The organism is Streptomyces thermoalcalitolerans, assembly GCF_039525155.1.
Lineage (GTDB): Bacteria > Actinomycetota > Actinomycetes > Streptomycetales > Streptomycetaceae > Streptomyces > Streptomyces thermovulgaris.
Map to the genome: position 1 here is coordinate 1 of NZ_BAAAHG010000042.1, position 23,543 is coordinate 23,543.

Sequence of the window (23,543 nt, forward strand, 5' to 3'; positions counted from 1 at the left end):
CCGGGCGGCGGCGGGGTCCGCCGGCTCGCCGGCCTCCGCGGGCGCGTCCGCGGTCCGGCCGGCGGGGGTGGCCGCCCCGGTCTCGGCGGTCTCGGCGCGCTCGGAGGGCTCGGAGGACTTGGCGGTCTCGGAGGTCTCGAAGGTCTCGAAGGTCTCGGAGGACTCGGTGGTCTTCTCGGTGCGCTCGGTGGTCTCGGCGGCGGGTGTGCCGGTGTCCGCCGGCGCGTCGGGCGTGGACGGGGCCTCGGAGCGGGAGGTGCCGGTGCCGGCCGGTGCGTCGGCCTCCGGGGACGCCTCCGTGGCCCGGTCGGCGGGGGTGGCCGAGGCCGCGGCGGTCCCGGGCCCGGTGGTCCGGGCCGCGCCGGTGCCGTCCGCCGTCCTGGCGGGGGCGTCCTCGTCCCGGGACGCGGCCGCCCGCGCTTCGTCCGTGGCGGGGGTGTCCCCTGTGCGGCCGGCCGGGGCGGGGGCGGTCCTGGGCTTGTCCTTGTGCGGTGCCGGTCCGCCCCTCCGCGGGGACGGGATGCCGTGCCCGGTTGCCCCTGTCGTGCCCGATGACTGATGTGTGCTCGTGTGCTGAGGCACCCGGGGTCCTTCCCTGCGCGGATGTGGCTGAGGAGGCGGGCCACGCGGGGAGGCAGGACCCGCCTCACTGTCGTACGACGTGATCGGCGCCCCTGTTCACGCCCGGAGGCAAACACAGCAGAAACACAGGAGAAGAGGGGGCCTTTTGCCTCCGGAAGGCGTGGATCATCCCTTTTCGTCCGTGGCGTGACGCCGCCTTCTCCGGCTCCGCCGGCTCCTGGGTCCGGCGGAGCGAGGGCGTCCGCATGGTGGAATCCCTCCGGCTGTGGCAGCGTGATTCTCGCCACCCTTGATAAGGGTTGCGCTCAGATGAGCGGATCATGAGCGGCTGCACTTCTCCAAAGAGTGGCACTCAGTGCCAGCAGATGATCGTTCATCGGCCGAAATCAAACGCGCCGAGATCCGCTCATCTGAGCGAGTGAACGGATCTGCTGATGCGGATTCGTTCAAGAAGTGAAAACATCAAACCCTGACGCCTTGCCAAGCCTTGACTTTCGATCCGCTGGCGGACGACTGGTTACAAGCACATGACGCGCAAGTGGACGTACCCACAGACCTTTGATCTGGGTATCTTCCTCGCCGTCAGGGCAGCCACCGCGTCCTCGAGGAGTCGAGACCCGTGTCGGAAAACAAAGATCCCCAGGTAGCCGAGGACGGCAACAGCGTTGAGAGCGTGAAGGCCGAAAAGGCCGTGAAGTACGTCTACGACTTCACCGAGGGCAACAAAGACCTCAAGGACCTCCTCGGTGGCAAGGGTGCCAACCTCGCCGAGATGACCAACCTGGGCCTTCCGGTCCCTCCGGGCTTCACGATCACCACCGAGGCCTGCAAGGTCTACCTCGAGAGCGGCGAGGAACCGGCGGCACTGCGTGACGAGGTGAGTGCGCACCTCGAGGCGCTCGAGCAGAAGATGGGCAAGAAGCTCGGCCAGCCGGACAACCCTCTCCTCGTCTCCGTCCGCTCCGGTGCGAAGTTCTCCATGCCCGGCATGATGGACACCGTCCTGAACATCGGCCTGTCGGACAAGTCCGTGCAGGGCCTGGCCAAGCAGGCCGGGGACGAGCGGTTCGCCTGGGACTCCTACCGCCGGCTCATCCAGATGTTCGGCAAGACGGTCCTCGGCGTCGACGGCGACCTCTTCGAGGACGCCCTCGACAAGGCCAAGCAGGCCAAGAAGGTCACCGACGACACCGAGCTGGACGCGGCCGACCTGAAGAAGCTGGTCACCAGGTTCAAGAAGATCGTCAAGAGCGAGACCGGCCGGGACTTCCCGCAGGACCCGCGCGAGCAGATGGACCTCGCGATCAGAGCGGTCTTCGACTCCTGGAACGGCGAGCGCGCCAGGCTCTACCGCCGCCAGGAGCGCATCCCGCACGACCTCGGCACCGCCGTCAACATCTGCTCGATGGTCTTCGGCAACCTCGGCCCGGACTCCGGCACCGGTGTCGCCTTCACCCGCGACCCCGCCTCCGGCCAGCAGGGCGTCTACGGCGACTACCTGCAGAACGCCCAGGGCGAGGACGTGGTCGCGGGCATCCGCAACACCGTCCCGCTGGCGGAGCTGGAGCGGATCGACAAGAAGTCGTACGACCAGCTGATGCAGATCATGGAGACCTTGGAGAACCACTACAAGGATCTCTGTGACATCGAGTTCACCATCGAGCGCGGCCGGCTGTGGATGCTGCAGACCCGTGTCGGCAAGCGCACCGCCGCCGCCGCCTTCCGCATCGCCACCCAGCTCGTCGACCAGGGCCTGATCGACGAGGCCGAGGCGCTGAAGCGGGTGACCGGCGACCAGCTCGCGCAGCTGATGTTCCCCCGCTTCGACGAGCAGGCGAAGGTCGAGCAGGTCGCCCGCGGCATCGCCGCCTCTCCGGGCGCCGCGGTCGGCAAGGCGGTCTTCGACTCGTACACCGCCGTGAAGTGGTCCCGCTCGGGCGAGAAGGTCATCCTGATCCGCCGGGAGACCAACCCCGACGACCTGGACGGCATGATCGCGGCCGAGGGCATCCTGACCTCCCGCGGCGGCAAGACCTCCCACGCGGCCGTCGTCGCCCGCGGCATGGGCAAGACGTGCGTGTGCGGCGCGGAGGAGCTGAAGGTCGACACCAAGCGCCGCCGGATGACGATCCCGGACGGACGGGTCGTCGAGGAGGGCGACCTCATCTCCATCGACGGCTCCACGGGCAAGGTCTACCTGGGCGAGGTCCCGGTCGTCCCGTCCCCGGTCGTGGAGTACTTCGAGGGCCGGATGCACCCGGGCGCCGACGACGCGGACGAGCTGGTCGAGGCGGTCCACCGGATGATGGCCTTCGCCGACCGCAAGCGCCGTCTGCGGGTGCGCGCCAACGCCGACAACGCCGAGGACGCGCTGAGGGCACGGAGGTTCGGTGCCCAGGGCATCGGCCTGTGCCGTACCGAGCACATGTTCCTCGGCGACCGCCGTGAGCTGGTCGAGCGCCTGATCCTGGCGGACACCGAGGCGGAGCGCGAGGAGGCCCTCAAGCAGCTGCTGCCGCTGCAGAAGCAGGACTTCGTGGAGCTCTTCGAGGCGATGGACGGCCTGCCGGTCACCATCCGCCTGCTCGACCCGCCGCTGCACGAGTTCCTGCCCGACATCACCGAGCTGTCGGTCCGTGTCGCCCTGGCCGAGGCCCGCCAGGAACCGCACGAGAACGAGCTGCGCCTGCTCCAGGCGGTCCACCGTCTGCACGAGCAGAACCCGATGCTGGGTCTGCGCGGTGTCCGCCTGGGCCTGGTGGTCCCCGGCCTGTTCACCATGCAGGTCCGCGCCATCGCCGAGGCGGCCGCCGAGCGCCGGGCCGCCAAGGGCGACCCGCGTGCCGAGATCATGATCCCGCTCGTGGGCACCGTCCAGGAGCTGGAGATCGTCCGCGAGGAGGCCGACAAGGTCATCGCCGAGGTCGAGGCCGCGACGGGCGAGCAGCTCAAGCTGCCGATCGGCACGATGATCGAGCTGCCGCGCGCCGCGCTGACCGCGGGGCAGATCGCCGAGGCGGCGGAGTTCTTCTCCTTCGGCACCAACGACCTGACCCAGACGGTCTGGGGCTTCAGCCGCGACGACGTGGAGGCGAGCTTCTTCACGGCGTACCTGGAGAAGGGCATCTTCGGCGTCAGCCCGTTCGAGACGATCGACAAGGACGGCGTCGGCTCCCTGGTCAAGTCCGCCGTCAAGGCCGGCCGTGCCACCCGGCCCGACCTCAAGCTCGGCGTCTGCGGCGAGCACGGCGGCGACCCCGAGTCCGTCCACTTCTTCCACGAGGTCGGTCTGGACTACGTGTCCTGCTCCCCGTTCCGCATCCCGGTCGCCCGTCTGGAGGCCGGCCGTGCGGCGGTCGAGGCGGAGGGCAGCGACCACCGCTGAAAGACTCCGGAGTCCTCGTCGTGGTCCCCGACCCTCAGACCGATCCGGTGAGGACTCCGGTGCAATGACAGGGGCGGCATTCTGTGCGGGAATGCCGCCCCTCTTCTACGGTGGGATCACAGCGATCCGGTCCACCGCCCCCAGGGAGAGCCGTCCATGCCCGGCTGGAACACGCGTGACATCCCCGACCAGAGCGGCCGTACGGCCGTGGTGACCGGGGCCAACAGCGGGCTCGGATTCGTCGTCGCGCGGGAACTGGCGCGCAAGGGGGCCCGGGTGGTGCTCGCGTGCCGGAGCGAGGCGCGGGGGAGGGCTGCGGCCGGCCGGATCACGGACGACGTACCGGGCGCCGAGGTCGAGGTCGGGCGGCTGGACCTCGCAGACCTGGGGTCCGTGCGGGAGTTCGCGGACGGGCTGGCGTACGAACGGCTGGATCTGCTCGTCAACAACGCGGGCGTGATGGCCCTGCCGTACGGGACGACCGCGGACGGGTTCGAGACGCAGTTCGGAGTCAACCACCTGGGGCACTTCGCGCTCACCGGGCTGCTGCTCCCGAGGCTGCTCGGCACCCCGGGCGCCCGCGTGGTGACCGTGTCCAGCCTGATGCACATGCTGTCCAACGTCGATCTGCGCGACCTCAACAGCGAGCGGCGGTACGGGCGTTGGATCGCCTACGCCCGCTCCAAGACCGCCAACCTCCTGTTCACGCACGAGCTGGCCCGCAGGCTGGCGCGGCACGGGGCCGGCCTGGTCGCCGCCGCGGCCCACCCCGGGTACGCCGCCACCAACCTCCAGACCGCCGGGCCGCGGGCCGAGGGACGCCGGGCCGCCGAACGGCTCATGGCGGCGGGCAACCGGATCTTCGCCCAGTCGCCGGAGAAGGGGGCGCTGCCCACGCTGTACGCGGCCACCGCCCCCGGAGTGCGGCCCGACTCCTTCACCGGACCCTCCTTCGCCATGTGGCGCGGCGCGCCCGCCCCGTCCCGGCGGGCGCCCTGGACCCTCGACGACAGGGCCGGCCGGCTGCTGTGGGAGGCCTCCGAACGGCTCACCAAGGTGACGTACGACGCGCTGAGGGACTGAGCCGGCCCGTCGGCCGGCGCGATCGGACCGCCAGTGCGGCCGGACCGTCGGATCGTCAGTCCGTCAGTCCGTCAGTCCGTCAGTTCGTCACAAGGCCCTGACGCCCTGATCGCGTACGTCGCCACCCGCACCCGCTCGTCGTCCAGGCACTGGCCCGAGGCCAGGTCGAAGCGCTGCTTCAGCAGGGGGGAGGCCACGAACGGACGGCCGGCACGGGTGCCGGTCAGGCCCCGGGAGAGGACCGCCGCGCCGGTGAAGGGGTCGCGGTTGTCGATGGCGTGGAGGCTGCCCGAGCGGGCGCGGAAGAGGGCCGCCTGCCGGCCGTCCGGGAGCAGGGCCGCCACGCCGCGGCCGGGGATCAGGGCGGTCAGGTCGCAGACCGTGAACCAGCCGTCGCCGAGGCGCAGCTGGACCTTCAGAGCGGTCGTCTCGGGAGCCAGGGTCATCGCTGGGTCGTTCCTTCCAGGGGACGGCGGCCGATGGACAGCAGGGGCAGGTCGGGCTTCATCTGGTCGCGCTCGGGGACGAAGGCGACGACCGGGTCGGGGGTGTCGGGGGCGTTGACGAAGGACACGAACCGGGCCAGTTTCTCCGGGTCGTCGAGGGTTTCCGCCCACTCGTCGCGGTAGTGGGAGACATGGGCGGCCATCAGGGACTCCAGCTCCGCGCAGATGCCGAGCGAGTCGTGGACGACCACGTCCCGTACGTGGTCCAGGCCGCCGGGGATGCGCTCCAGCCAGACGCTGGTGCGCTCCAGGTGGTCGGCGGTGCGGATGTAGAACATCAGGAACCGGTCGATCAGACGGACCAGTTCGGCGTCGGAGAGGTCCTGGGCGAGCAGGTCCGCGTGGCGCGGGGTGGCGCCGCCGTTGCCGCCGACGTACAGGTTCCAGCCGTTCGCGGTGGCGATCACGCCGAAGTCCTTCGACTGGGCCTCCGCGCACTCGCGGGCGCAGCCCGACACCGCCGCCTTCAGCTTGTGCGGGGAGCGCAGGCCGCGGTAACGCAGCTCCAGGTCGATCGCCATGCGGACGGAGTCCTGGACGCCGTACCGGCACCAGGTGTGGCCCACGCAGGACTTCACCGTGCGCAGCGCCTTGCCGTACGCGTGCCCGGACTCGAAGCCCGCGTCCACCAGACGCGCCCAGATGAGGGGCAGTTGCTCGACCCGAGCACCGAACATGTCGATGCGCTGGCCGCCGGTGATCTTCGTGTAGAGGCCGAAGTCCCGGGCGATCTCGCCGAGCACGATCAGCTTCTCGGGGGCGATCTCACCGCCGGGGATGCGCGGCACGACCGAGTACGAGCCGTTCTTCTGCAGGTTGGCCAGGAAGTGGTCGTTGGTGTCCTGCAGGGCGGCCTGTTCGCCGTCCAGGACGTAGCCGCTCGCGCCGATCGTCGGGGCGAGGGAGGCGATGATCGAGGCGACGGCCGGCTTGCAGATCTCGCAGCCGTCGCCGCCCCGGGCGCCCTCGCGGCCACAGCGGTCCAGGAGGTCCTGGTAGGAGGTGAGGCGCAGGGCGAGGACGATCTCGTACAGCTCCTGGCGGGTCTGGGCGAAGCAGCCGCACAGGCCCTTGTCGACCTCGATGCCGCCCGCCTCCAGCTCGGCGTCGACCAGTTGCCCGAGCACCTTGACGCAACTGCCGCAGCCGGTTCCGGCCCTGGTGCACTTCTTCACCTCCGGCACGGAGGTGCAGGAGTGCTCGGTGACCGCGCGGCGGATCGTGCCCTTGGTGACGTTGTGGCAGGAGCAGATCACCGCATCGTCGGGGAGGGCGGAGGGCCCGAGCTGCACCGGAGCGCCCGCGGGGAGGACCAGCTGCTCGGGGGAGACGGGAGGCACCGACCCGGTGAGCGCCCGCAGTGTGCCGTACGCCTCCGTGTCGCCGACCAGGATGCCGCCGAGCAGCGTGCCGTCCGGGCCGACGACCAGCTTCTTGTAGACGCCGGAGCGGGAGTCGGCGTAGACGACGTCCAGGCTGCCCTCGGCCGTGCCGTGCGCGTCGCCGAAGGAGGCCACGTCCACGCCGAGGAGTTTGAGCTTGGTGGACAGATCGCCGCCGGTGAACTCCGCCTCGTCGCCGGCGATGGCCGCGGCCGCCGTCTCGGCCTGCTCGTAGCCGGGCGCGACCAGGCCGTACACCCGGCCGTCCACCGCCTGCGCGCACTCGCCGACGGCGAACACGCACGGGTCGGTGACCGTGCGGCACTGGGCGTCCACGACGATGCCGCCGCGCTCGCCGACCGCGAGCCCGCAGTCCCGGGCGAGCCGGTCGCGGGGGCGGACACCGGCGGAGAACACCACCATGTCGGTGGCGAGTTCGGAGCCGTCGGACAGTCTCATCGCCCTCACCGCGCCGTCCTCGCCGGTCACGATCTCCTGGGTGGCCGTGCCGGTGTGCACGGTCAGCCCCATGCCCTCGATGGTGCGCAGCAGCGCCGCGCCGCCGCCGTCGTCGACCTGCACCGGCATCAGACGCGGCGCGAACTCCACGATGTGCGTGGCCAGTCCGAGGCCCTTGAGCGCACCGGCGGCCTCCAGGCCGAGCAGCCCGCCGCCGACCACGGCACCGGTCTTCGCCCGCGACGTGGCGTACTCCTCGATGGCGAGCAGGTCCTCGATCGTGCGGTAGACGAAGCAGCCCTCGGCGTCCCGGCCGGGAACCGGCGGTACGAAGGGGAAGGAACCGGTGGCGAGCACGAGCACGTCGTACCCGACCGTGAATCCCGAGCGGGCGGTGACCGTCCGCGCCTCGCGGTCGATGCTCTCCGCCGGGTCGCCGGTGTGCAGCTCGATGCCGTGCGCGCTGATGAACTCCTTGTCCGTCAGGGAGAGTTCCTCGGGAGTGGTGCCCGAGAAGTACGAGGTGAGCCGTACACGGTCGTACGCCGGGCGCGGCTCCTCGCCCAGCACGACCACGCGGTGCGTGGCGGTCAGACCGCGCTCGGCGAGCGCTTCGAGAAAGCGCTGGCCGACCATGCCGTGGCCGACGAGCACGATCGTGGGGCGGGGGCGGTCCCCGGCGAGTGCGGTCGTGGACATCAGGAGCCTCCGTCGTGGGTGAGCAGGTGGAGCGGGGGACCGCCGTCGGCGGGGAGCGGTTCTTCTCCCTCCCAGGCGCGGGCGAGTGCGCCGACGGTGCCGAGTGCGCCGACGAGAACCCCGCCGACCAGGCGACCGTCGCGGACGACGACCTTGCGGTAGGTGCCGCGGGTGGCGTCGGTGAGCCGCACGACGTCGTCACCGGCGCGCGGCTCGGTCTCGCCGAACGCGGCCAGGTCGAAGGGCGGGTGAGGCCCGCCGGCGAGGGTGAGCCGGGTCAGGGAGCGGGTGCCGGTGTACCGGGAGTCCGTCCGTCCCGCGAGCACCTCGGCGAGCACGCCCGCCTGCTCGAGGGCCGGTGCGGCGAGCCCGTACACCGTGCCCGCGTGTTCGGCGCAGTCGCCGATGGCGTGGATGTGCGGGTCGGACGTGCGCAGCGCGTCGTCGACGAGGACGCCCCTGCGCACGGCGAGCCCGGCGTCCTCGGCGAGGCCGGTGCGCGGACGGACCCCGCAGGTCAGGACCAGAAGGTCGGTGTCGAGGAGGTATCCGTCGGCCAGCTCCACCGAACGGACCGCGCCGCCCGCGCAGCGTACGCCCCGCACCCGGCACTCGGTGTGCACCTCGACACCGAGGTCCGTCAGATGCCGCAGCACCAGGGCGGACGCGGCCGGGTCCAGCCGGTGCTCCATGAGCCGCTCGGCCTGCTGGGCGAGCACCACCTGTGCGCCCCGCACGGCGAGCGCACGGGCGGCGGACACCCCGAGCAGCCCGCCGCCGACGACGACCACCCGCACCCCGGGCCGTACCGCCCCGGACAGGCCCAGGCAGTCGTCCATGGTGCGGAAGGCGTGCACGCCCTCGGGAAACCCGTTCCCCCGGGCGAACAGACCGCGCAGCGGCGGCAGCACCGGGTTGGCGCCGGTGGCCAGCACCAGCGTGCCGTATCCGAGCACCGAGCCGTCCGCGCACCGCACCTGACGCGCGGCACGGTCGATGCCGACGACCCGGCCGCGGACCAGCCCGGGGGGCACCGGCAGCGCGATCGCCTCGGGGGCGTACCGCCCGGCCAGCACCTCGGCGAGCAGCACCCGGTTGTACGGCCGGTGCTCCTCCTCGCCGACGACCACCGCGGGCGTCCCGAGCTCGCCGAGCCGCCGCGCGAGCGCCACGCCCGCCGGCCCGGCGCCGATCACCACCACACGCCCGTTCGAGGTCATGCCCCAGAGCGTGCGCCGTGCACGTTACCCATCCGGATCCCCGCTGTTTCCCCTGAGGAACGCTGCGCTCAGCGGGGGCGGGTGGCGGCTGTGAGGGGTGGTGGGGTGCCTTCCGGGCCGGCCACAGCCGTGTGACGGCCGTCGCACCTCGGATGTCCCTCGGACACGAGGACGCCGACTCCTCGTGGGGGGCACTCATCGTCGGCACGGACGGCTCCGACGCCGGTATGTGTACTACGTTCGGCACATGACTCTCAGGCGGACCAATATGTACTCCGACGCCGGGACAATCCGCCGGGCGATCCACCTCGCGGCGCTGTCGGAGCGCACCTGGGACGAGCCGTTCGTGACGCGGAAATTCCAAAGCGGCGGTGCACGGATCGACCGGCAGACGATCCGGGACGCCGTCGTCGAAGGGGTCACGCGCAGGCGGGAAAGGGACGCCGAAGCGTGATCGTCGCCACTGGCACCTGCGCGTTCCTCGCGGCCTACGACGAGGACAACCCGGACTCGGACGGCTGTGCGCACGCACTGGGCGCGGCGGCGGACCTCGTCGTGGTGCCGCCGCTCGTCGTGGCCGGACTCGACCCCATGGGGACCCGCCTCTTCGGCGACACCTGAACGCCCTCGGCCGTCAAAGGCCGGGACGCGGCCTTGTACGCCGCCCCCGCACGGTCCCGATGACGCTCAGCGGCTGCTGGTCAGGTGTGCGAAGACGACCACGTTGCCCTGGTAGCCGGTGGCCTTGGAGTAGTCCCCGCCGCAGGTGATGACGCGCAGTTCGGGGCGGCTCGCGGCGCCGTAGACCTTGTCGTCGGGGAAGTTCTTCGCCGCGTACACCTCGACCGCGTCCACGGTGAACACCGCGACGCTGCCGTCCCGGCGGTCCACCTCGATGGTGTTGCCCTTCCGCAGGACGCCGAGGTCGTAGAAGACGGCGGGTCCCCGGTCGGTGTCGACGTGCCCGGCGACGATCGCGGTGCCCGTCTCGCCGGGGGTGGTGCCGGCCTCGTACCAGCCGGCCAGGTTCTTGTCGTCGGCGGGCGGGACGTCCAGGCTGCCGGACTCCGTCAGGCCGAGGCCGATCAGCGGGGCGTTCACCCGTATGGAGGGGATGCGGATCCGGAGAGGCGGGGACGGCGGCAGCGCGGGGGCGGAGAGCCCTGCCGCGCCGGGGTCGGGCACCCCCTCGGCCGCGCCGGGACGGGGCGGGGCGTGCATCACGCCGCCGCTGTGCAGGAGCCATGCGCCGGAACAGAGGGCAACCACGGTGACGGTGGCTATGGAGGTGTTGCCGATCCTGCGCATACGAACCTCTCTCCCGGACGGGCCCGGTGGCCCCGACCCCCTCCGGGCCGCGAGGGGCGTCGCACCCGGAGGGGGAGAGGGTCTGCGGTACCGGCGGACGGGCAGTGGGGAGATGCCCGTCAGATCCCGCCGCCTCTCGCCTGGCGGTGCAGGAGCCAGGTACCGCCCGCGGCGGCGACGGCGAGCGCCGCCACACCGGCCGCGGTTCGTACGGGGTCGGTGCCGAGCGCACCACCGACCCCCGTCTTCACACTTCCACGGGGCTGCACCTGCCCCTGCGCGGCGGTCAGCGTGACCACCAGGTCGCCCCTGACCTCCCGGTCGCCGTCGGCGCACTGGGCGACGATCTCGTACGTCCCCGGCTGTGCGCTCTCCGGCACCTGGAACTGCCCGACCGCCTCGCCCGCGCGCGAGCTGGGCGTCAGCATGAAGGCACCCGCGCCGACCGCGCTGGCGTCGCCCGCCGCGGCCGCCTTCTCGCCGCACCCCTTGGTGTTCACTGTGACATGGCCGCCCGGGACGACCGAGTACGGGTACACCACCAGACCGTTGCCCTCCGCTCCATGGGCGGGCGCGGCCAGACCGCCCACGGCGGCGACGGCGAGCGCGGCCCCGGCCATGGCCCCGGCCTGCGGGCGGGCGGCGGTACGTCGCATCGGTCTTCCTCCGGGCTCTGCAACGGGCACGTCCCGCGACACCGCGTGTGCCGCCGTCGGTTGCGCCCTGCCCTTTCGAGGTAAATGGCCCGCGTCCGCTTCCGCTCTCTGAAGGAGCGTCAGAAATAGGATGAACGGGTGTCGACGCGTCGGGCCCGAACCGGCCCAAGGGCTGTGTTTGGGCAGGTCAAGGCCGCCGTGCTGCCGTAAGGCCGGAACCACCCGGAAGAGTGCGGGGCCCGGGGGTGAGTCACACGGTCGGCGTATCGCCCTTCAGAAGCGAGGCGTGAAACGCCCTCCACGCGGAGGGAGCGAAGCGGAGGGACGGACTGGCGGGGCGCTTGGAGTCCCGTACAGCGACGACGGTGGGGACGTTGGTGGCCACTTCTACGCACTCACGTTCGGGATTGCTGTGGCTGGACTTTCGGTACTGGAAGTCGGGCACGGTCAGAGTCCCTTGCGGAGTCGGTGGAGGAGCAGGACGGATTCGCGTTCGCCGAGAGAGCGCTCGGCGAGGGATTCGAACAGTTTGTCGTGGGCCGCGGCCTTGTCACCGCCCTCGATCCACAGACGGGTGAAGGGGATTTCCAAGTAGACCACGTCCATGGCTCCGGGCTCGGCGAACGAGATGACGTTGAACGCGCTGCTCAGTCCCACGTGCGGGCCTGCACTGAAGGGATAGATCAGCAGCGTGATGTTCGGCTGCTCCGCCATCTTCGCAAGGTGTTCCAACTGACCGCGAGCCGCATTCGCGCCGCCGGGGATGTTCCGGAGGACGGCCTCGTAGATCACTGCTCGGAGGGTGAGAGGCTGCTCATCAGTTCAGGTGTTGGTGCTGCCCCCTGCCCGGAGGTGAGCGACATGGTCGCCCCCTGCAACCCGCTCCAGTACGACCGCCTCGACTATCCCCCGCTCCCCAGGAGCGTCACTCTCGCCCGGCGCCGGGCCCACCGCCTGCTCACCGACTGGGGTCATCCCGAACTCGCCGCCGACGTTGCCCTGGTGGTCTCCGAGCTGGGAGGCAACGCCGTACTGCATGGATGCCTGCAGGACAGGCTCTTCCGTGTCGAACTGGCCCTCACCGAACGGGTCGTACACGTCTCCGTCTCCGACCCGAAGGGAGAGGTGCTCCCGACCCCGCGTGATGCCACGCGGGACGATGTGTTCGGGCGCGGGCTGCTCATTGTCCGGGAGGTCGCCGACCGATGGGGCGTGGACCGGCTCACCGTCGGGAAATCTGTGTGGTGCGAACTGGATGTCGTGGCCGTCGAAGGCACTGACGTACTACCGGTTGCCGCCCCCGACGTGCGACTGCCGCGCCGACCGTGAAACGGGGACGGTGACGCGGATGGCGGGCGGTGACGTCGTGCCTGCGCGGTAGTCGGCGTCCGCGTCCCGCGGTCGGCCTCATCGGTCCCTTGAACGCGAGCGCCCTCGGCGCGCGTGGGGTGCGCTGCCGCCTGAGACATAAAGGGACATGGCATGTCATGTTCGTAGCCAAGACGTAGCGATGTGCGAGGCGGGAAAATCGTTCCCGTGACACCTCCGACGCCCGCACCGCTCCCGTTCTTCGTCTACGGCACTCTCCGCCCCGGAGAGGGCAACCACGGCGCGTTCCTGCACGGCCGCATCCGCTCCGCGGAACCCGCCCGGCTGGCCGGCGCGGTGCTCTACGACGGCCCCGGTTACCCGTACGCCGTGGAGGAGCCCGGCGGAGTGGTCCGCGGCGACCTCGTGGCCGTCCTCCCGGAGAAGTACGGGGAGGTGCTCATCGCCCTGGACCGGCTGGAGGGCCATGTGCCCGGCGACCCGCGCAGCCTCTACGAGCGGGTCGAGCGCGAGGTCGTCCGCGAGACCGACGGCGTGGCCGTCCGGGCGTGGGTGTACGTCGCCGGACCGTCCGTCACGGCCCGGCTGCGGGCCACGGGCAGGCTCATCGAAGGCGGGGACTGGACCCTGCGGAACCGGCTCTCGCCGGCCGCCCGTCCGCTGCCGTTTCCACCACCTCCGCCCGCACCGCGCACACCTTGAACTCCGGCATGCGCGAGGTTGGGTCCAGGGCCGGGTTGGTCACGGTGTTCACACGGCCCTCGCCCGGCCAGTGGAAGGGCATGAAGAGCGTGTCCGGGCGGATGCCGGCCGTGATCCGGGCGGGGGCCACCGCCCGCCCGCGCCGTGAGACCACGGCCAGCAGGTCGCCCTCGGCCGCGCCCAGGCGTGCCGCCAGACGCGGGTGCAGTTCGACGAAGGGGCCGGGGGCGGCGGCGTTCAGCTCGTCGACGCGCCGGGTCTGGGCGCCCGACTGGTACTGGGCGACGACCCGGCCGGTGGTCAGCAGCAGCGGGTATTCCTCGTCCGGCTCCTCGGCGCTCGGCCGGTGCGAGACGGGCGCGAACCGGGCGCGGCCGTCCCCGGTGGCGAAGCGGTCGAGGAAGAGGCGGGGGGTGCCGGGCAGGTCCGGTTCGTGCATGTCCTCGTCCCCGGCCGGGTCCTGCGCGTACACGTCCAGGCAGGCGTCCTCCGGGTCGTCCGGCTCCGTCTCCGCCGGGCACGGCCAGAACACGCCGTTCTCCCGCGCCAGTTCGCGGTAGGTGATCCCGGAGTAGTCCGCCGGACCGCCCGCCGACGCCCGGCGCAACTCGTCGAAGACCTCCTCCGGATCGGTGGGGAAGCCCTTCTCCACGCCCAGGCGGGCGGCCAGTTCGTGCAGGACCTCCAGGTCGCTGCGGACCCCGTCCGGCGGGGCGAGGGCGCGGCGGCGCAGCAGCACCCTGCCCTCCAGGCTGGTGACCGTGCCCGTCTCCTCCGCCCACTGCGTGACCGGCAGCACGACGTCCGCGAGCGCCGCCGTCTCGGACAGCACCACGTCGCACACCGCGAGGAAGTCCAGCGACCGCAGCCGCCGCTCCACGTGCGCGGCGCGCGGCGCGGACACCACCGGGTTGGAGCCCATCAGCAGCAGGGCGCGGATGTCCGTGCCGAGCGCGTCCAGGAGTTCGTAGGCGCTGCGTCCCGGGCCCGGCAGGCTGTCCGGGTCCACCCCCCAGACCCCGGCCACGTGCCGCCGCGCCGCCGGGTCCGTCAGCGTGCGGTAGCCGGGCAACTGGTCGGCCTTCTGGCCGTGTTCGCGCCCGCCCTGCCCGTTGCCCTGCCCGGTCAGACAACCGTACCCGGACAGCGGGCGGCCCGCCCGGCCGGTCGCCAGGCACAGGTTGATCCACGCGCCCACCGTGTCGGTGCCCTTGGACTGCTGCTCGGGGCCACGGGCCGTCAGCACCATCGCCGACCGGGGCGCGCAGAACATCCTCACGGCCTCGCGGAGTTGCGGAACCGGCACCCCCGTGACCCGCTCCACGTACTCCGGCCAGTACGCCATGGCCGCTGCCCGCGCCTCCTCCCAGCCGGTCGTCCGCTGCGCGATGTACGCCTCGTCGGTGCGGCCCTCGGCGATCACCAGGTGCAGCAGGCCCAGGGCGAGAGCCAGGTCGGTGCCGGGGCGGGGCGCCAGATGCAGGTCGGCCTGTTCGGCGGTGCGGGTGCGGCGCGGGTCGACGACGATCAGCGTGCCGCCGTTCTCGCGCAGTTCGGTGAAGTACCGCAGGGACGGCGGCATCGTCTCCGCCGGGTTGGATCCGACCAGGATCACGCACCCGGTCCTCGGGATGTCCGCCAACGGGAAGGGCAGCCCCCGGTCCAGGCCGAACGCCCTCGTCACCGCCGCGGCCGCCGACGACATGCAGAAGCGGCCGTTGTAGTCGATCTGCGAGGTGCCGAGCACCACACGCGCGAACTTGCCGAGCGCGTACGCCTTCTCGTTCGTCAGCCCGCCCCCGCCGAACACCCCGCAGGCGTCCGGGCCGTGCTGTGCGCGGGTGCGGGCGAGCGCCCCGGCGATCCGGTCCAGGGCCTCCTCCCAGCCGGCGGGAACGAGCGTGCCGTCTCCCGAGCGCACCAGCGGCGAGGTCAGCCGCACCCGGGAGGAGAGCACCGCGGGCGCCGTACGGCCCTTGCCGCACAGCGCGCCCCGGTTCACCGGGAAGTCCGCACGCTCGGTCACCTCCGCGCCCCCGCCGGGGACGGGCGTCAGGGTCATCCCGCACTGCAGCGCGCAGTACGGACAGTGCGTGGGTGTGGCGGAGGTCTGCATGCCGCTCAGCCTGCGTCGGCCGTGTTACGCCGCCGGACGGCCCGCTGTTACAAGGACGCGGCGGCAACCTCTCCACCCGCCCCCGCCCGCCGTGAGCCGGGCCTCAGCGATCGAGCGATGGGCCGTCGAGCCGGACAAGCGGCCGGAGCGTATCCGGATCTCGACGCCTGTGCTGACCAGTGCCGGGAAAACTGCAACAGGGCAGGGCGCGGAGGTCGGACGGACAATCGGGCGGCGGGAGAGCGGCCTGCCCGGGGTGATCTTCGGGCAGTGCACGCGTCCGACGTGGTCTTTCGAGGGTGACGCACCCCTGCGTGATATCTCCTTTGGGAGGTTTGTAAATGCCCGTCGGGAGGCGCCATGAGCCGCACCGTGATCGATCTGGACGACGAGGCGCTTGCCGAGGCTGCGCGTCTTCTGGGCACGACGACGAAGAAAGACACGGTCAACGCCGCGCTCAGGGAAGTCGCGGACCGGCGGAGACGAGCGGCCGCTGTGGAGCGGATGAGGCAGATGGTCGCCGCAGGAGAGATCGACCTGGCGGCGATCGAGGAAACCGAGGAACCCCGTCCCGGTGTGTCCGGTGCCGAGGGGGAGCATCACCCCGCGTGAGGGAGCTTTTTCTCGTCGACACCAGCGCGCCGATCCGCTTCTACCGGGGACAGAGCGGGGCGGAGTGGGACCAGGCCGTCTGTTCCGGTCTGGTCGGGCTCTGCGAGCCAGTGCGGCAGGAGTATCTGCGGGCGGTTGGCGGTCGCCCTGCGTACTACGAGGCGGAGGGGTTGCTCCACGAAACCTTTCCGTACTACGCGATGCGGGACTCCGCTTGGGAGGACGCCTCCGCACTGCAGCGCGCCCTCGCCGACCGGGGCCGGCATCAGTGTGCGAGCCCGGTCGATCTCCTGGTGGCGGTCACTGCCCAGCACTACAAACTGACCGTGCTCCACGAGGATGCCGACTTCGAGGTCATCGCCCGCGTCACGGGGCAGCCCGTGCGCCGGATCGTGGAGTGAGGGCGAGCTGGTTTTATGGGCCCGCCGTGAGCCGGGCCTCAGCGGGCGTCGGCCAGTGCTCGGGCGACGCCGTGCTCCTTGCGCCCCAGGAAGGTCGGGTCCGGCCGGAACACGGCCTCCAGGACCGCCTTGCCGGCCGCGAACACCTCGCGGGTGCCGCCGTAGTACCAGGTGAGATCGTGCTCGGCGGGCACACCGACGCCGTAGGAGTCCACGCCCGCCGCCCGGCACAGGGCGACCGCCCGCCGGACGTGGAAATCCTGGGTGATCAGAACCGCACGGTCCACGCCGAAGATCTTCTTCGCCCGGACGCAGGAGTCCCAGGTGTCGAAGCCGGCGTAGTCGCTCACGATGCGCATGCCCGGCACGCCGCGCCTGATCAGGTACGCGCGCATGGCGTCCGGTTCGTCGTAGTCCTCGCGGCTGTTGTCGCCGGTGACCAGGAGCACCTCGACCCGGCCCTCGTGGTACAGCTTCGCCGCCGTGTCCAGCCGGTGCGCCAGGTACCGCGACGGCTTGCCGTCCCGCAGGCCCGCACCGAAGACGACGGCCACCTCGGTGCGGGGCGCATCCGCCGTGGTCCGCAGCCGGTCACCGGCCGTGACATGCGTCCACGCCGCCGGGAGCAGCGCCGGCACGCACACGGCCACCACCGCCTGCACCAGCCGCCGGCGCCCGGCACGGGTGCGCGGCAGACGCGGTCGTGTCCACCACGGTCGGCGCATCGGACGGTCTCCTTTCCCGGACGGCTTCCGGCGGGGCGTCACTCGATGAGCTCGATGAGGACGCCGAGAACGGCGCTGAGAACGACGCCGGGAACAAGGACGCGGCGCGTGGCGGCCCGGTTCACCGACCCGGCGGAAACGGAAGGTGATGTCCCGATTGCCGGTGTGTGCCCTTACTGTCGACGCATGGGACGCATGGAAGGGAACGCATCCGGGGCGGCCGGGCCGTACGGGCAGGCCGCCCGGTCGTACGAGAACCATGTGCTGCCGGCCGGCTACGACAGCGCGGACGTCGAGCGATGGGCCGTCGAGCCGGACAAGCGGCCGGGCCGTACCGCCTTCCAGCGCGACCGCGCGCGGGTGCTGCACTCCGCGGCGCTCAGGCGGCTGGCGGGGAAGACACAGGTGGTCACACCGGGGGAGCTCCCCCAGGTCCCCGGCCACTCCTGGACGCGGGAGGCCCCCGTCCGGGCCCAGGACGCCAGCCCCCGCACCCGGCTCACCCACTCGCTGGAGTGCGCCCAGGTGGGCCGTGAGCTGGGCGCCGCCCTCGGCTGCGACCCGGACCTCGTCGAGGCCGCCTGCCTCGCCCACGACCTGGGCCACCCGCCCTTCGGGCACAACGGCGAACAGGCGCTGAACGAGTTCGCCGAGGACTGCGGCGGCTTCGAGGGCAACGCCCAGTCGCTGCGCCTGCTCACCCGCCTCGAACCCAAGCGGTTCGTCCCCGACCCGGAGACGGGCGAACCGGTCAGCGTCGGGCTCAACCTCACCCGCGCCTCCCTCGACGCCGCCATCAAGTACCCCTGGCCGCGCGGCGCCCACCCCACCGACCCGGACTCGCCCAAGTTCGGCGTCTACGAGGACGACCGGCCGGTCTTCGACTGGGTGCGCAAGGACGCCCCCGGCACCCGCACCTGCTTCGAGGCCCAGATCATGGACTGGGCGGACGACGTGGCCTACTCGGTGCACGACGTGGAGGACGGCCTGCACGCCGGTCACATCGACCCCCGGGTCCTGCACTCCGGACCCGAGCGGCAGGCGGTCTTCGCGGTCGCCGTCGGCCGCTACGTCCCGGCCGGCACCGACACCGAGGAGCTGGCCGAGGCCCTCGACCGGCTCCTGGCCCAGGAGTGGTGGCCGCACGGCTACGACGGCTCCGCGATCGCCCAGGCCCGGCTGAAGGACGCCACCAGCCAGCTCATCGGCCGCTTCTGCCTGGCCGCCGAGGGCGCCACACGGCGCAGGTGGGGGAACCGCCCGGGCCGTCCCGGCTCCGGGGGGGACGGCGCGCGCCTGACGCGGTACGGCGCCGAGCTCGTCGTGCCCAGAACCACCCGGATGGAGTGCGCGGTCCTCAAGGCCGTCGCCGACCTGTACGTCATGCAGCGCGCCGAGCAGGAGCGGCTCCGCGCCGACCAGCGGATCGTGGTCGCCGAGCTCGCCGAGGCGCTGACCGCACGCGCCCCCGAGGGCCTGGACCCGCAGTTCCGCGCCCTGTTCGACCGGGCCGGCGACGACCGGGCGCGCAAGCGGGTGCTCGTCGACCAGATCGCCTCCTTGACCGATGCCTCCGCCCGCTTTCTGCACGCCCGGCTGACGGGGCATGTATGACGAGAACGTGACAAGAGTAGTGCTTATATCGATATTCGGATGAAAGCACTGGGACACATGTGACCATCCATGGCCTGATCGGGCCACTCCCCCTTCCCGTGACCCGCTCCGTGCGGGACGCTCGCATGTGGCGGCACCCTGACGAGGAGGCAACACGTGGTCGACGCGGATCAGACATTCGTCATCATCGGAGGAGGCCTGGCCGGTGCGAAGGCGGCCGAGACCCTTCGCGCGGAGGGTTTCACCGGCCGTGTGATCCTCGTCTGCGACGAGCGCGACCACCCCTACGAACGTCCGCCGCTGTCCAAGGGCTATCTGCTCGGCAAGGAGGAACGCGGCGGCGTCTTCGTGCACGAGCCCGCCTGGTACGCGCGCAACGACATCGAACTGCACCTCGGCCAGACGGTCGACGCCATCGACCGGACCGCGAAGACCGTCCACTACGGCGAGGACGGCACCCAGGTGCGCTACGACAAGCTGCTGCTGGCCACCGGCGCCGAGCCGCGCCGCCTGGACATCCCCGGCACCGACCTCATGGGCGTCCACCATCTGCGCCGTCTGGCCCACGCGGAGCGGCTGAGGAACGTCCTGACCCACCTCGGCCGGGACAACGGCCACCTGGTGATCGCGGGCGGCGGCTGGATCGGCCTGGAGGTCGCGGCGGCGGCCCGCGCCTACGGCGCCGAGGTCACCGTCGTCGAACCGTCCGCCACCCCGCTGCACCACGCGCTCGGCCCCGAGCTCGGCCAGCTCTTCGCCGAGCTGCACCGCGAGCACGGCGTCCGCTTCCGCTTCAACACCCGGCTCACCGAGATCGTCGGCCAGGACGGCATGGTGCTCGCCGTCCGCACCGACGACGGCGAGGAGCACCCCTGCCACGAGGTGCTCGCCGCGATCGGCGCCGCGCCGCGCACCGCCCTCGCGGAGGCGGCGGGCCTGGAGCTGGCCGACCGGGCCCACGGCGGCGGCATCGTGGTGGACGAACAGCTGCGCACCTCCGACCCGGACATCTACGCGGCCGGCGACGTGGCCTGCTTCCCGCACCGGCTGTTCGGCACCCGGCTGCGGGTGGAGCACTGGGCCAACGCGCTCAACGGCGGCCCGGCCGCGGCCCGCGCGATGCTCGGCAAGGAGGTCGTCTACGACCGCGTGCCCTACTTCTTCACCGACCAGTACGACCTGGGGATGGAGTACAGCGGATGGGCGCCGCCGGGGTCGTACGACGAGGTGGTGATCCGGGGGGACGCCGGACGGCGCGAGTTCATCGCCTTCTGGGTGAAGGAGGGCCGGGTGCTCGCCGGGATGAACGTCAACGTATGGGACGTCACGGAGCCGATCCAGCACCTGATCCGCACAAAGGCGCAGGTGGACACGGAGGCGCTGGCGGACCCGAACGTTCCGCTGGAGAGCCTGGCCCCGTGACCCGGGCGGCCGGACGACCGGATCGGAGCGCCGCCGGCTTTCGTAGACTTCAGGCGTGGCAGGACGGATCAACGACGAGGACGTGAAGGCGGTCCGGGACGCGATCCCGATCGACTCCGTCGTGTCCGAGTACCTCCAGCTGCGCAACGCGGGCGGGGGCAACCTGAAGGGCCTGTGCCCGTTCCACGACGAGAAGACGCCGTCCTTCCAGGTCAGCCCGAGCAAGGGACTCTTCCACTGCTTCGGCTGCCAGGAGGGCGGCGACACCATCACCTTCGTGATGAAGATCGACCACCTCTCCTTCTCGGAGGCGGTCGAGCGGCTGGCCGCCCGGGCCGGCATCACCCTGCGCTACGAGGAGGGCGGGTACAACCCCGCCCAGCAGCGCGGCGAGCGCATCCGCCTGATCGAGGCGCACCGGCTGGCCGCCGAGTGGTACGCCGAGCAGCTCGCGGCCTCGGCCGAGGCCGAGGCCGGCCGGATCTTCCTCGCCGAGCGCGGCTTCGACCAGGCCGCCGCCGTCCACTTCGGCGTCGGCTACAGCCCCCGGGGCTGGGACCACCTCACCCGCTTTCTGCGCGGCAAGGGCTTCAGCGACAAGGAGCTGCTCCTGTCCGGCCTGGCCCAGGAGGGCCGCCGCGGCCCCATCGACCGCTTCCGCGGCCGGCTGATGTGGCCGATCCGCGACATCGGCGGCGAGGTGGTCGGCTTCGGCGCGCGCAAGCTGTACGAGGAGGACGGCGGCCCGAAGTACCTGAACACCCCCGAGACGCCGATCTACCGCAAGTCCCAGGTCCTGTACGGCATCGACCTGGCGAAAAAGGAGATCGCGAAGACCTCCCGCGCGGTCGTGGTCGAGGGCTACACCGACGTCATGGCCTGTCATCTGGCCGGCGTCAGGACCGCCATCGCCACCTGCGGCACCGCCTTCGGCAGCGAGCACATCAAGATCCTGCGCCGGCTGCTGATGGACAACGGCTCGGCCCGCGTGATCTTCACCTTCGACGGGGACGCGGCCGGCCAGAAGGCGGCGCTGCGCGCCTTCGAGGAGGACCAGAAGTTCGCCGCCGAGACCTACATCGCGATCGCCCCGGACGGCATGGACCCCTGCGACCTGCGGCTGGCCAAGGGCGACGAGGCGGTCGTCGACCTGGTCGAACCGCGCACCCCGCTCTTCGAGTTCGCGCTGCGTCAGATCGTCTCCCGCTACGACCTCGACACCCCGGCCGGCCGTGCCGCCGCCCTGGACGAGGCGGCGCCGGTCGTGGCCCGGATCAAGAACAGCGGTGCCCAGCACGAGGTCGCGGTCCAGCTCGCCGGGCTGCTCGGCATCCTCGACACCCAGTTCGTGGTCAGACGGGTGGCCCAGCTGGCCCGTTGGGCGCGCGAGCGGGGCGGACGCGGCCCCGCGCCGGACCGGCGGCAGCGCGGACCCCAGCCCCCGCCGCCGTAGGCCGCCGCCCGGCCCGCCTCCCGCAACCCGGCGCTCAATCTGCGCAACCCGGTGTACGCCACGGAACGCGAGCTGCTGAAGCTGGCCCTCCAGCGCCCGGAACTGGTGTCCCCCGCGTTCGACGCCTACGGGGTCGACGAGTTCACCGCCCCGCCGTACGCCGCCGTGCGCCAGGCGATCCTGGACGCGGGCGGTGCGGAGCGCGGCGTGAGCGACCCCCAGGAGTACCTCGCCCGCGTCCGGGAGGCGGCCCCCGACGACAGGGTCCGCGCGATGGTCACGGAGCTGGCGGTGGAGGCGATCCTGATCCGCGGGGAGGTCGACGAGGCCTACGCCGGCGCCCAGCTGGTCACGGTCCGCCGCCGCGCGGTCGAACGCCGCGTCCGCGAGCTCCAGAGCATGGTGGCCCGCCTCAGCACCGGCGGCGACCCCGCCCAACTGGCCTCCGCCCAGAACGAGTTGTGGGTCCTTCAGCAGTACGACCAGGCGCTGCGCGAGCGGGGTGCGGCAGCACTGTAGGCAGTCCTGTGAGGGGGCCGCGGCCCACGGCCCGGCAGCGCCCTGTCACGGACGGGACGCAAAAAGTCACCGCACGACTCTCGTGGCCGCGATGTGTCGTACTCCACACTGGGGTCGGTGCCTGAGTCCTCGGAGCGCGGCCGAACCGTCCCCCACGGGTCCGCTTCCCCGCGGCTTCGCTCCTCCCGTACGGGACGGACAGCGGCGAGGCCGCCGGCTCCGCCCCCCGAGTACCGCTGCTGCACATCCCAGCAGCGATCATCCTGGAGGTCGCCCCCGTGCAGACCCAGACCCTCGTCCACACCGACACCCCCACCGGCCTCGGCGTCGACGGGCCGGACCCGGAGGCCGATGCCCTCGCGGGCGTCCCCGCGCAGGGCCCGGCCGCGCACCACCCCGGGACGGCTCCGCTCGAGCCCCCCGAGCCGGCCGCCCCGCGCACCGGGACCGGCGGCGGACCCTCCTCCGACCTGTTCCGCCAGTACCTGCGGGAGATCGGCCGCATCCCGCTGCTCACCGCCGCCGAGGAGGTCGACCTCGCCCGGCGGGTGGAGGCCGGACTGTTCGCCGAGGAGAAGCTGAACAACACCCCGGACCTGGACAGCCGGCTCGCCCTCGACCTGGACCGGCTCGTCGTGATGGGCCGGATGGCCAAGCGCCGCCTGATCGAGGCCAACCTGCGGCTCGTCGTGTCCGTGGCGAAGAGGTACGTCGGCCGCGGGCTCACCATGCTCGACCTGGTGCAGGAGGGCAATCTCGGGCTCATCCGGGCCGTGGAGAAGTTCGACTACACCCGCGGCTACAAGTTCTCCACCTACGCCACCTGGTGGATCCGTCAGGCCATGTCCCGCGCCCTGGCGGACCAGGCCCGCACCATCCGGGTGCCCGTGCACGTCGTCGAACTCATCAACCGGGTGGTGCGGGTGCAGCGGCGCATGCTGCAGGAGCGCGGCTGCGAGCCGACCCCCGGCGAGGTGGCCGCCCACCTCGGCCTGCCGCCCGAACGGGTCAGCGAGGTGCTGCAACTGGCCCAGGAGCCGGTCTCCCTGCACGCCCCGGTCGGCGACGAGGACGACGTGGCCCTCGGCGACCTCATCGAGGACGGCGACGCCGCCTCGCCCGTCGAGTCGGCGGCGTTCCTGCTGCTCCGCCGGCACCTGGAGGCCGTCCTGTCCACGCTGGGGGAGCGCGAGAGGAAGGTCGTCCAGCTCCGCTACGGACTCGTCGACGGACGGCCCCGCACCCTGGAGGAGATAGGGCGCATCTTCGGCGTCACCCGGGAGCGGATCCGCCAGATCGAGTCCAAGACCCTCACCAAGCTCCGCGACCACGCCTATGCCGACCAGTTGCGGGGCTACCTGGACTGAGAG

The 23,543-nt window shown here is 72.0% G+C and carries 19 protein-coding genes and 3 pseudogenes; 12 read left to right on the forward strand and 10 right to left on the reverse strand.

Translation table 11 applies throughout. The features are described 5' to 3' along the window. Positions 1–582, reverse strand: a pseudogene (locus ABD224_RS21530) (hypothetical protein); the annotation flags it as partial. A gap of 619 nt (positions 583–1,201) precedes the next feature. On the opposite strand from ABD224_RS21530, the gene ppdK reads away from it, so the two are divergent. Beyond that, complete coding sequence (gene ppdK, locus ABD224_RS21535) at positions 1,202–3,967, forward strand: pyruvate, phosphate dikinase (RefSeq protein ID WP_425581028.1); 2,766 nt, start codon at positions 1,202–1,204, stop codon at positions 3,965–3,967. A 156-nt stretch (positions 3,968–4,123) separates the two neighbouring features. Then, the gene (locus tag ABD224_RS21540; RefSeq protein WP_344052359.1) at positions 4,124–5,050 is read left to right on the forward strand and encodes an oxidoreductase; all 927 of its coding nucleotides are present in this window, start codon (positions 4,124–4,126) and stop codon (positions 5,048–5,050) included. 71 nt (positions 5,051–5,121) lie between these two features. Here the strand turns inward: ABD224_RS21540 and nirD are convergent, their stop codons facing one another. From nirD to ABD224_RS21555, 3 genes are read right to left on the reverse strand one after another with little or no spacing between them, the layout of a single operon-like run. Next, positions 5,122–5,496, reverse strand: coding sequence for a nitrite reductase small subunit NirD (gene nirD, locus ABD224_RS21545; RefSeq protein WP_344052362.1), 375 nt, complete (start codon positions 5,494–5,496; stop codon positions 5,122–5,124). Then, positions 5,493–8,096, reverse strand: a complete 2,604-nt coding sequence (gene nirB, locus ABD224_RS21550) for a nitrite reductase large subunit NirB (RefSeq protein WP_344052364.1) — start codon at positions 8,094–8,096, stop codon at positions 5,493–5,495. Before nirB ends, nirD begins: the two co-directional genes overlap by 4 nt. After that, a complete protein-coding gene (locus ABD224_RS21555) occupies positions 8,096–9,316 on the reverse strand; it encodes an NAD(P)/FAD-dependent oxidoreductase (protein WP_344052366.1) in 1,221 nt (406 codons plus the stop codon). Before ABD224_RS21555 ends, nirB begins: the two co-directional genes overlap by 1 nt. Positions 9,317–9,563: 247 nt before the next feature. On the opposite strand from ABD224_RS21555, the gene ABD224_RS21560 reads away from it, so the two are divergent. Both ABD224_RS21560 and ABD224_RS21565 read left to right on the forward strand, forming a co-directional pair. Beyond that, positions 9,564–9,770, forward strand: coding sequence for a hypothetical protein (locus ABD224_RS21560; RefSeq protein WP_344052368.1), 207 nt, complete (start codon positions 9,564–9,566; stop codon positions 9,768–9,770). Continuing rightward, positions 9,767–9,937: a hypothetical protein gene (locus tag ABD224_RS21565; RefSeq protein WP_344052370.1), complete on the forward strand. Its 171-nt coding sequence runs from the start codon at positions 9,767–9,769 to the stop codon at positions 9,935–9,937. The genes ABD224_RS21560 and ABD224_RS21565 overlap by 4 nt, the downstream gene beginning before the upstream one ends. Positions 9,938–10,003: 66 nt before the next feature. Here ABD224_RS21565 and ABD224_RS21570 read toward each other — a convergent pair whose 3' ends face one another. From ABD224_RS21570 to ABD224_RS21585, 4 genes are all read right to left on the reverse strand, one after another. After that, complete coding sequence (locus tag ABD224_RS21570; RefSeq protein WP_344052372.1) at positions 10,004–10,624, reverse strand: class F sortase; 621 nt, start codon at positions 10,622–10,624, stop codon at positions 10,004–10,006. A gap of 119 nt (positions 10,625–10,743) precedes the next feature. Then, a complete protein-coding gene (locus ABD224_RS21575; RefSeq protein ID WP_344052374.1) occupies positions 10,744–11,280 on the reverse strand; it encodes a hypothetical protein in 537 nt (178 codons plus the stop codon). A gap of 250 nt (positions 11,281–11,530) precedes the next feature. Next, complete coding sequence (locus tag ABD224_RS21580) at positions 11,531–11,725, reverse strand: DUF397 domain-containing protein (protein ID WP_344052376.1); 195 nt, start codon at positions 11,723–11,725, stop codon at positions 11,531–11,533. 2 nt (positions 11,726–11,727) lie between these two features. After that, positions 11,728–12,072: a Scr1 family TA system antitoxin-like transcriptional regulator gene (locus ABD224_RS21585; RefSeq protein WP_344052378.1), complete on the reverse strand. Its 345-nt coding sequence runs from the start codon at positions 12,070–12,072 to the stop codon at positions 11,728–11,730. Between ABD224_RS21585 and ABD224_RS21590 the strand changes: the two genes are divergently transcribed. Together ABD224_RS21590 and ABD224_RS21595 are read left to right on the forward strand one after the other, a co-directional pair. Beyond that, complete coding sequence (locus ABD224_RS21590; RefSeq protein WP_344052380.1) at positions 12,004–12,609, forward strand: ATP-binding protein; 606 nt, start codon at positions 12,004–12,006, stop codon at positions 12,607–12,609. The two genes, ABD224_RS21585 and ABD224_RS21590, sit on opposite strands and share 69 nt — an antisense overlap. Before the next feature lie 207 nt (positions 12,610–12,816). Then, positions 12,817–13,311, forward strand: coding sequence for a gamma-glutamylcyclotransferase family protein (locus tag ABD224_RS21595; protein ID WP_344052382.1), 495 nt, complete (start codon positions 12,817–12,819; stop codon positions 13,309–13,311). Here the strand turns inward: ABD224_RS21595 and ABD224_RS21600 are convergent. Further along, a complete protein-coding gene (locus ABD224_RS21600) occupies positions 13,214–15,427 on the reverse strand; it encodes a molybdopterin oxidoreductase family protein (RefSeq protein ID WP_344052384.1) in 2,214 nt (737 codons plus the stop codon). The genes ABD224_RS21595 and ABD224_RS21600 overlap by 98 nt on opposite strands. Positions 15,428–15,787: 360 nt before the next feature. Between ABD224_RS21600 and ABD224_RS21605 the strand changes: the two genes are divergently transcribed. Both ABD224_RS21605 and ABD224_RS21610 read left to right on the forward strand, forming a co-directional pair. Beyond that, positions 15,788–16,039, forward strand: a complete 252-nt coding sequence (locus ABD224_RS21605; protein WP_344052386.1) for a type II toxin-antitoxin system VapB family antitoxin — start codon at positions 15,788–15,790, stop codon at positions 16,037–16,039. Further along, positions 16,036–16,440 (forward strand): PIN domain nuclease, encoded by a 405-nt coding sequence (locus tag ABD224_RS21610; RefSeq protein ID WP_344052388.1) that lies wholly within the window; start codon positions 16,036–16,038, stop codon positions 16,438–16,440. The genes ABD224_RS21605 and ABD224_RS21610 overlap by 4 nt, the downstream gene beginning before the upstream one ends. A gap of 38 nt (positions 16,441–16,478) precedes the next feature. Here the strand turns inward: ABD224_RS21610 and ABD224_RS21615 are convergent, their stop codons facing one another. Continuing rightward, positions 16,479–17,165 (reverse strand): SanA/YdcF family protein, encoded by a 687-nt coding sequence (locus ABD224_RS21615; RefSeq protein WP_344052390.1) that lies wholly within the window; start codon positions 17,163–17,165, stop codon positions 16,479–16,481. A gap of 195 nt (positions 17,166–17,360) precedes the next feature. On the opposite strand from ABD224_RS21615, the gene ABD224_RS21620 reads away from it, so the two are divergent. The 4 genes and pseudogenes from ABD224_RS21620 to ABD224_RS21635 all read left to right on the forward strand — a co-directional run bounded on the left by ABD224_RS21620 (position 17,361) and on the right by ABD224_RS21635 (position 23,540). Beyond that, entirely contained in the window at positions 17,361–18,779 is a 1,419-nt protein-coding gene (locus tag ABD224_RS21620) for a deoxyguanosinetriphosphate triphosphohydrolase (protein WP_344052444.1), read from the forward strand. 156 nt (positions 18,780–18,935) lie between these two features. Beyond that, the gene (locus ABD224_RS21625; RefSeq protein ID WP_344052392.1) at positions 18,936–20,201 is read left to right on the forward strand and encodes an NAD(P)/FAD-dependent oxidoreductase; all 1,266 of its coding nucleotides are present in this window, start codon (positions 18,936–18,938) and stop codon (positions 20,199–20,201) included. A gap of 55 nt (positions 20,202–20,256) precedes the next feature. Then, a pseudogene (gene dnaG / locus ABD224_RS21630) lies at positions 20,257–22,173 on the forward strand (DNA primase). Between the two features lie 117 nt (positions 22,174–22,290). Further along, a pseudogene (locus ABD224_RS21635) lies at positions 22,291–23,540 on the forward strand (RNA polymerase sigma factor). Positions 23,541–23,543 lie beyond the last annotated feature (3 nt).